The sequence below is a fragment of the Streptomyces sp. NPDC051315 genome (genome assembly GCF_044455165.1).
GTDB lineage: Bacteria > Actinomycetota > Actinomycetes > Streptomycetales > Streptomycetaceae > Streptomyces.
In genome coordinates this window covers 97,283-105,395 of record NZ_JBITEN010000028.1, presented here as the reverse complement: position 1 = coordinate 105,395, position 8,113 = coordinate 97,283, and the positions used below count along the sequence as shown (strand labels likewise).

General features: G+C 72.8%; 7 protein-coding genes. 2 read left to right on the top strand and 5 right to left on the bottom strand.

Annotation, left to right across the window (positions count from 1 at the left end; translation table 11 throughout):
* Positions 1 to 210 precede the first annotated feature (210 nt).
* Positions 211 to 1,221: a helix-turn-helix domain-containing protein gene (locus tag ACIBBD_RS36405; RefSeq protein WP_399423987.1), complete on the bottom strand. Its 1,011-nt coding sequence runs from the start codon at positions 1,219 to 1,221 to the stop codon at positions 211 to 213.
* A gap of 100 nt (positions 1,222 to 1,321) precedes the next feature.
* Between ACIBBD_RS36405 and ACIBBD_RS36400 the strand changes: the two genes are divergently transcribed.
* Positions 1,322 to 2,350, top strand: coding sequence for a saccharopine dehydrogenase family protein (locus ACIBBD_RS36400; protein ID WP_399423985.1), 1,029 nt, complete (start codon positions 1,322 to 1,324; stop codon positions 2,348 to 2,350).
* Between the two features lie 107 nt (positions 2,351 to 2,457).
* Here ACIBBD_RS36400 and ligA read toward each other — a convergent pair whose 3' ends face one another.
* Positions 2,458 to 4,548: an NAD-dependent DNA ligase LigA gene (ligA, locus tag ACIBBD_RS36395; protein WP_399423983.1), complete on the bottom strand. Its 2,091-nt coding sequence runs from the start codon at positions 4,546 to 4,548 to the stop codon at positions 2,458 to 2,460.
* 113 nt (positions 4,549 to 4,661) lie between these two features.
* Positions 4,662 to 5,285, bottom strand: coding sequence for a hypothetical protein (locus tag ACIBBD_RS36390; RefSeq protein ID WP_399423982.1), 624 nt, complete (start codon positions 5,283 to 5,285; stop codon positions 4,662 to 4,664).
* A 147-nt stretch (positions 5,286 to 5,432) separates the two neighbouring features.
* Here ACIBBD_RS36390 and ACIBBD_RS36385 point away from each other — a divergent pair, with 147 nt between their 5' ends.
* A complete protein-coding gene (locus tag ACIBBD_RS36385) occupies positions 5,433 to 5,711 on the top strand; it encodes a hypothetical protein (protein WP_399423980.1) in 279 nt (92 codons plus the stop codon).
* A gap of 42 nt (positions 5,712 to 5,753) precedes the next feature.
* Here the strand turns inward: ACIBBD_RS36385 and ACIBBD_RS36380 are convergent, their stop codons facing one another.
* Both ACIBBD_RS36380 and ACIBBD_RS36375 read right to left on the bottom strand, forming a co-directional pair.
* Positions 5,754 to 6,653, bottom strand: coding sequence for a transferase (locus tag ACIBBD_RS36380; protein WP_399423978.1), 900 nt, complete (start codon positions 6,651 to 6,653; stop codon positions 5,754 to 5,756).
* Positions 6,650 to 7,915: a glycosyltransferase family 4 protein gene (locus ACIBBD_RS36375; protein WP_399423977.1), complete on the bottom strand. Its 1,266-nt coding sequence runs from the start codon at positions 7,913 to 7,915 to the stop codon at positions 6,650 to 6,652. The genes ACIBBD_RS36380 and ACIBBD_RS36375 overlap by 4 nt, the downstream gene beginning before the upstream one ends.
* Positions 7,916 to 8,113: the final 198 nt, after the last annotated feature.

Sequence of the window (8,113 nt, the reverse complement as noted above, 5' to 3'; positions counted from 1 at the left end):
GGCGGCCGAGGCTGCCGCGGTGGCCAGGAGCAAGCGGGCAGAGCGCATCTGAGAATCCTTCCGCCAAGACCGAGCAGCTGGCGCTTCGTCAGCTGAGGTGACTCGGCCCCGACGTGCTCCACCGTCGGCCAGGTGATCGTCTCCCACCACTCGGGACGCTCAGCCGAGTGAACCGATGAGGCCGAGTCGGTGGAGCGGGTGCGTACGGCGTCATCCGACCGGGGCAGCGGGGCGGTGGCCGTCGGCGCGGTGCGACGGCCGGCTGCCGTCCGGGACGGGGCGGGAGCGCGCACGGAAGGTGCGGCGGTAGGTGTCCGGGGGAACGCCGACCGTGCGGTTGAAGTGGCGGCGCAGTGTCGTGGCGGTGCCCATGCCGGTGGCGGCCGCGATGGAGTCGACACTGTCGTCGGTCGTCTCCAGCAGCTCCTGGGCGCGGCGGATCCGTTGAGTCAGCAGCCATTGCAGCGGCGTGGTGCCGGTCGCCGCCCTGAAGTGGCGGCCCAGGTTGCGCGAGCTCATCCGGGCCCGTCGTGCCAGGTCCTCGACGGTCAGCGGGTGGTCGAGGCGTTCGATCACCCAGGGAAACAGCGCGGCGAGCGGGTGGTCGTCCCGGGCGGGCACCGGGGTGGCGACGAACTGGGCCTGGCCGCCCGCCCGGTGCGGCGGCACGACCAGGCGGCGGGCCACGGCGTTGGCGACCGACGAGCCGTGGTCGAGGCGGACGAGGTGCAGGCACAGGTCCAGCGCGGCGGCCTTGCCCGCGGAGGTGAGCACACTGCCGTTGTCCACGTAGAGCACGTCCGGGTCGACCTCCACCTCGGGGTGGCGGGCGGCCAGGGCCTCGGTGTGCGCCCAGTGCGTGGTCGCGCGCCTGCCGTCCAGCAATCCGGCGGCGGCCAGCACGAACGCACCCGTGCAGAGGGAGGCGACCCGCGCGCCCGCCTCATGGGCCGCCCGCACCGCGTCGACCAGGGCGGCGGGCGGCTCCTCGTCGATGTCCGCCCAGCCGGGGACGATCACGGTGTCGACGTGCCGGAGCCGGTCGAGCCCGTGGTCGGGCTCCAGCCGGAACCGGCCGACCCGCACGGCGTCCGTCCCGCAGACGGCGACGTCGTACCAGGGGACGGCCACGCCGGCCGGGGCGGCGCCGAACACCTCGTACGCCACGGACAGTTCGAAGTGCAGCATCCCGTCGGTGACGGCCAGCGCGACAGAGCTCATGTCCGGAATTGTATGCGTCATGTCGTTCCGGACACTCGTGCCGAGCGGTCCGCCCTCGGCAGGATGTCCCCGAAGGATCATCCAGGAGCGGGGAGAAGTCATGGGTACGGGGCACGCGGTGGCGGTGTTCGGCGCGTACGGGCACACCGGACGCTTCGTGGTGTCGGAGCTGCGGGAGCGCGGGTTCGCCCCGGTGCTGTCCGGCCGCGACCCCGACAAACTGCGGGCGTTGGCGTCGGCCGGACCCGGATCGGACATCCGGCCCGCGTCGGTCGGCGACGCGGGCTCGCTCGACCGCGCACTGGCCGGAACGGCGGCTGTGATCAACTGCGCCGGGCCCTTCGCCGTGACCGCCGCCCCCGTGATCGAGGCGGCCCTGCGTGCCGGGATCCCGTATGTGGACGTGGCGGCCGAGATCGAGGCCAACGTCGACACCTTCGCGCACTACACCGACCGCGCCCGCGCCGCCGGAGCCGTGGTCGTCCCCGCGATGGCCTTCTACGGCGGCCTCGGAGACCTGCTGGTCACGGCGGCGATGGGCGACTGGACGTCGGCCGACGAGGCGCACATCGCCTACGGGCTGAACGGTTGGCACCCGACGGCCGGGACCCGCGCCGCGGGCACGGTCTCCCGGTCGCGGCGCGACGGCCGACGGGTCCGCTACACGAACGGGCGGCTGGAATACCGCAGTGACGAACCGCCGGTCCTGGAGTGGTCCTTCCCCGACCCGATGGGCACCCGGGCCGTCATCGGGGAGTTCACGATGGCCGACGTCGTCACCGTCCCCAGCCACCTGGCCGTTCCGGAGGTGCGCACCTACATGACGATCGAGGCGGCCAGGGAGCTGTCGTCCCCGGACACCCCGGCACCGGCCGCGGTCGACGAGCGCGGGCGGTCCGCGCAGACCTTCCTCGTCGACGTCCTCGTGCGCTCCGGCGAGCAGGAGCGACGCGCCGTGGCGACGGGGCGGGACATCTACGCCGTCAGCGCGCCGCTCGCGGTGGAGGCGGTCCACCGCATCCTCACCGGGCGGACCAGGACGACCGGTGTCGCCTCCGCCGGCGAGATCTTCGACGCGCCCGACTTCCTGCGTGCGCTGTCGACGCACCTGTCCTTCACGATGCGTTAGCCGGGACGGTGTCCGTTACGGCGCGGCGAGCCGGGCCGTAACGGTCGTGCCGGGGGAGCCGGGCCCGTGTCCGTCGCGACGTGGCAGGTGCGCCCGTGTGAGGGCGGTCAGCCGAGCTGGTCGGCGACCAGCGCGGCGAACTCGTCGGGGGTGGCCAGACGCACGCCCAGCGACTCGGCCTTGGCGCGCTTGGATCCCGCGCCCTCTCCGGCGACGACCAGGGTGGTCTTCTTGGAGACGCTGGAGGAGGAGCGGCCGCCGGCGCGTTCGACGAGCTCGTTCATCTGGTTGCGGCTGAGCTTCTCCAGGGGGCCGGTCATCGTGCCGGTGACCACCACCGTCATACCGGCCAGCGGCCCGGCTGCCGGGTCACCGGTCGCCGTTGCTCCGGCGTCGGTGGCCCTGTCCGCCGCGGTGGGCGCGGTGGCGCCGGGCTCGGTCATGTTGACTCCGGCCGCGGCGAGTTTGTCGATGAGCGGGGCGAGTTCGGCGAGTTCCGCGACGATGGACGGGGCCTTCTCGGTGCCGATGCCCTCGACCTGCTGGATCGTTTCGGCGTCGGCGGCGCGCAGGTTGTCCATGGTGGCGAAGTACCGTGCGATACGGCGGGACATGGAGCGGCCGGTGCCGCGGACGCCGAGGGCGCACAGGACGCGGGAGAGCGGCTGGTTCCTGGCCGCGGCGAGTGCGGCGAGGAGGTTGTCGGTGCTGGTCTCGCCCATCCGCTCCAGGCCGAGCAACTGGTCGCGGGTGAGGGTGAACAGGTCGGCGAGGTCGGCGACCAGGCCGGCGTCGACGAGCTGGACGACGCGGGTGTGGCCGAGGCCTTCTATGTCGAGCTGGTCGCGGCCGACCGCGTAGGAGAGGGAGGCCACGAGGTGGCAGTTGCGGCCGTTCTCGCAGCGCCAGCGCTGCTCGCTGGTGTCGATGCCGGATCCGCAGCGCGGGCAGGTGTCGGGAAAGACGATGGGCTGTTCGTCGCCGGTGCGCAGGTGGGCGACGGGGGCTTCGACACGGGGGATGACGTCACCGGCCCGGTGGACCATGACGTGGTCGCCCAGGCGCAGGTCGCGGCGGGTGATGTCGGCCGGGTTGTGGAGGGTGGCGTAGGTGATGGTGGAACCTTCGCTCTCGACCGGCTCCAGGACGGCGCGGGGCGCGATGACGCCGGTGCGCCCCACGTTCCACTCCACGTCCATCAGCCGGGTGATCTTCTCGACGGCCGGCAGCTTGTAGGCGATCGCCCAGCGCGGCGCCCGTGACCCGGAACCGGCGGCCTGCTGGTCGGCGGCCAGGTCGGCCTTGACGACGATGCCGTCGATCCCGAACGGCAGCTCGGGCCGCAGGGCGGCGATCTCCCGCACGCGGGCCAGGACGTCCTCCACGGTGCGGGCGGTGACGCCCGGCACGGCGGTGGACGCGGTGGTGTTCACGCCGAGCTCGGCGGCCAGCTCCATCAGGTCGCTGTGCGCCCCCTCGCGCAGCCGGGCGGCGAGCGCCGCCTCGGTGTCCGCGAGGGGAAGCAGGCCGTAGCCGAAGAACGTCATCGGCACCGTGTAGGCGCGGTCCCGGGCCCGCAGGGTGCCCGCCGCCGCGTTGCGCGGGTTGGCGAACGGCTGCCCGCCCTGCGCGGTCCGCACGTCGTTGGCGTGCTCGAACTGGGCGGTGGTCATGAGGACTTCGCCGCGCACCTCCGCCGTGACCGGTTCGGCCAGCTGGGCGGGCAGGCCCTCGATGGTGCCGATCGCGTGCGAGACGTCCTCCCCGGCCGTCCCGTCGCCCCGGGTGATCAGTCTCGTCAGGCGGCCGCGGCGGTAGCGGGCCGCGACCGCCAGACCGTCCAGCTTCGGCTCGACGCTGAACCGCTCGACGTCGCGGTCGATGCGCCGGGCCAGGGAAGCGGTCCACGCGGTGAACTCCTCCGCCGAGAACACGTTGTCCAGGCTCAGCATCGCCACGGTGTGCGGGACGTCCCCCGTCACGGCACCGCCGGCCACCTTCCCGGTCGGCGAGTCGGGCAGCACCTGCTCGGGGTGGTCGGCCTCCCACGCCGCGATACCGCGCACCAGCCGGTCGTAGGCGTCGTCGTCCAGCGCCGACGTGCCCCCCGAGTAGTAGGCGGCCGACGCCTTCACCGCGTCCTCGACCGCCTGCGCGTAGCCGACGGCGTCCACGATCACTGCCACAGGTGTTGTCATGGGCGTCATCCTGCCTGCCACCACTGACAACGCCGCCGTGCCCGCTCCACGACGGGCAGGAGGTCGCCGAAGTGACGGCGGGCTCCTGTCGGTCGGTCAGTCGACCGAGGGTGCTACAGACCGGGCACGGCCGGTGCCGCCGGCAGGTTCGGCGTGGTGGGCGTCGTGGGCGTCGTGGACGTCGAGGGCGCCGTGGGGACGGTCGGCGTCGTCGACGTCGCCGGCGGGGTCGCCGGACGGTTCGGGTCGTTGGGGACGTACCGGAAGTCCGGCGTGAGCGTGCCCATCAGCGTGCCCACCGCCGGGCCGGGACGGCCGAGCTGCGCCTGGATCGTCGAGGCGAGCTCCGCGCTGGTGTAGAACGGCACCTTCTCCAGCCGGAAGCCGGTGGTGCTGGGACGGGCGCTCGTCATCACCTCGTCGTACCTGGTGTCGCCGATCGGCAGTTGCTTGGCGACGGTCTTGCCGTTCACCTCGACGCCCGAGGTCCAGGCGGGCCGCGGCATGACGCGGATGCAGGTCGGCTTGAGCGTGACCTGCTTGCCCGTCTCGGCGTGGCTGAGCCGGAGACCGCCGGGGTGGAGGATGCGGCCCTGGGCGTCGAGTCCGTCACCGGAGGTGGAGCCGATCGGCATGCTGAAGCCCCTGCCGTCCGCGTCCATCTTGAACGGGCTGATCGCGGTGATCGTGACGCGCTCGTCCTGGAGCCACTTGAGGAACGAGTCGCTGATCTTCACCTGGGCGTCGCCCCACGGGGAGATGTACAGCTTCGGCGGGAGCGGCTCGCAGGCCTCGGTCGCGGCGGCGGGGGCGGTTCCCTGCGGGGCGGCGGCACCCGCGGCGCCGGAGCCCGCCTCATCGGGGTCGGGCTCGCCGGCGGTCTGGTGCCCAGCCCTTCCGCCCTCGTGGTCCTGCTGGGCGCCGTCGCCCTCAGCCGTACGTCCTTCGGTGTCCTGCTGGTCCTCGGGTACGGCGTGGGCATGGCGCTCACCCTGACCTCGTCAGGCCTCCTGCTGTCCGGCGGAGGCACCCGACTCGCCCACTTCGGCGAACGCCGCCTTCCCGCCCTGCGCCGCCTGGCGCCGTACGGAACCCTGCTCACCGCGCCGGCGGTGCTGACCGTGGGCGTGGGGCTGACACTGCGCAGCCTGTTCCCCCTGTGACGACCCGCCGCCCCGCCCGACCCAGCGACCCGGCGGGGGCGGTCACACCGCTGCCGTCACCTCCACGGAGAGGTCGTTGTCGACCGTGTAGCGCGGACGCACGGCGACACCGCCGACCGTGGCCGCCGGGTAGACGAAAATCTCCCTGCGGTCCGCGATGTCGTCCAGCAGACGGCCGACCCGGACGGCAGGTCCCTCCGCGGCGGGTCCGGCCTGGACGCTGATGTCCCAGGCGCGGCCCGCGGGGGAGTCGTCGGTGACCAGTTCCCCGTAGTCGACGGTGAAGGAGAACGCCCGGCCGTCGCCCCCGGGATGCGGTGTCAGGGTCCGTTCGACGCCGTTCCCGCCCCGCGGGCGCAGCAGGACGGCGGCCTCCTCGGAGAGCGGGGCGCCGTGCAGCCGGGCCCTGACCGTCATCGACCGGTCCGTGACGTCGACGCCCTCGACCTCCGCGTGGGCGGTGCGCAGCCAGGCCCGTACCGCGAGATAGCCGTCCTTGGTGGTGTACGGAACCCGGACGGCCACCGGTGCCGGCCGGTCGCGGGTCCGTCCGTCGACGAGGGCCCGCAGGTCCCGCAGACCGGGACGCAGCCGCTGGCGCTCCGCTCCCGGGTCGGGGAGCAGGTACACGTCCCATCGCCCTTCCGTGAGGGCGGGCTCCGGCTCCAGCACGGCGCGTCGGCGGCCGTCGTCCAGGGGCTCCAGGTCGAGGACGTGAAGGATCTCCTCGGTCTCTCCCTGCTGGGAACGCAGCCGAAGCAACAACCGGGACGACGGGGGCGACGGGGACGACGGGGGCGAGGGGGACGACGGGGGCGTCCGGGCTGTCCGGGAGGCGGTGATCTCGCCGGACCGGAGGGTGAAAACGATCCGGCCGTCCGTGTCGACCGCGCAGTCGGTCCGAAGGTGCGGATCGGGTGTCGTGGGGGAGGTGGTGGTCATCGCCGTCCCTTCCGTATCGTGCGCAGCGCGCGGCCGGCCGCGGCGTGGGCGGCGTCGCGTACGGCGAAGCCCTGGCTGATCAGGGTCTGGTGCATCCGGGTGCCGTCCGGTGCGAGCGGTCGTCCGGTCGCGCGCGCCGCGATCGCCTCGTCGATCAGACGCTCGGCCTGCCGGACGACCGGGCCCGGGGCGAACCGTCGCGCGTTCTCGATGGCCTGCCGGCCCATCAGCCGACGCCGCTCGTGGTCGCGCACGAGTTCCAGCAGTGCGGCGGCCAGCGCGTCGCGGTCCCCGACCGGGACGAGCCGGCCGTCGACCCCGTCCTCGATGATCTCGCCGGGGCCGTGCGGGCAGTCGGTGCTCACCACGGGCAGTCCGCAGCGCATCGCCTCGACGATGGTCATGCCGAACGGCTCGAAGTTGGAGGTGGCCACGCCGATCGAGCCCTTGACCCACTCCGCCTCCATGGGGGCCGCCGCGCCCATCAGGAAGGCGTTCTCGTACAGCCCGAGGTCGTGGATGAGCCGCTGCAGCCGGGCGTGTTCCTCCCCCTTGCCGTAGATGCGCAGCCGCCAGTCCGGGTGTTCGGCGGCGACCAGGGCGAACGCCTCGATCAGCAGGTCGTAACGCTTGACCGGGACCAGCCGGCCGGCCGCGACCACCACCTTCGCGGTGCCGTCCGCGGCGGGCAGCAGCGGGTCGGGAACGCTGTTGGGAAGAGCCTCCACGCGCACGCCGGGCAGTCGCATCTTGCGGCGGTAGGCGGCGGCGTCCGCCTCCGTGACCGTCGTGAGCACGTCGAGCCGGCGGTAGGCCCGGCGCAGTTCGGTGCGCAGCCGCGGCGAGTGGTTGTCGAGGGTGAGGTGCTCCTGCCCGACACGGGCGACCCGTTGCGGGGCCTGGACCGCCAGGTGCACGTTCAGCCCCGGCCGGGTGCCGATGACCACGTCGGCGTCGGTCGCCGCCAGGCTCTCGCCGATCCGCTGGTCGGTCAGCTCGCTGTACTGCCGGTAGCGGTACTCGGCGGCGGGGAACACCTTCGCCGGTCGCTGGTGCAGCGGATGGTTCTTCTCCTTGCGCAGGTCCACGAGGGGCCGGAGTAACACTCTCGGGTCCAGGGCGAAGTTCGGGCGCTCCCGGTGGCGCAGCACGGAGACGATCTCCACTTCGTGCCGCTCGGCGAGAGCCTGCGCCAAGTTGAACGTGGTGGTGATCGTGCCTCCGATCCCGTAGGCGTTGTGGATCAGGAAAGAGATCTTCATGGCGGACAAGACTTCGCAAACTCCCTGACAGTTGCCCGCTGTTATCGCTTTGTGGTCCTACCGGTGAACCGCCGGTGGACGGGAGTGGAGGAAGCGGACATGTCCGCGCCGAATCCCCCGCCCGGGTCGGTACCGAGTGGACCGAGTGCGCATCGATGGGACAATTCGGGGATAAAATGACTGGATAATCCTTGGTTA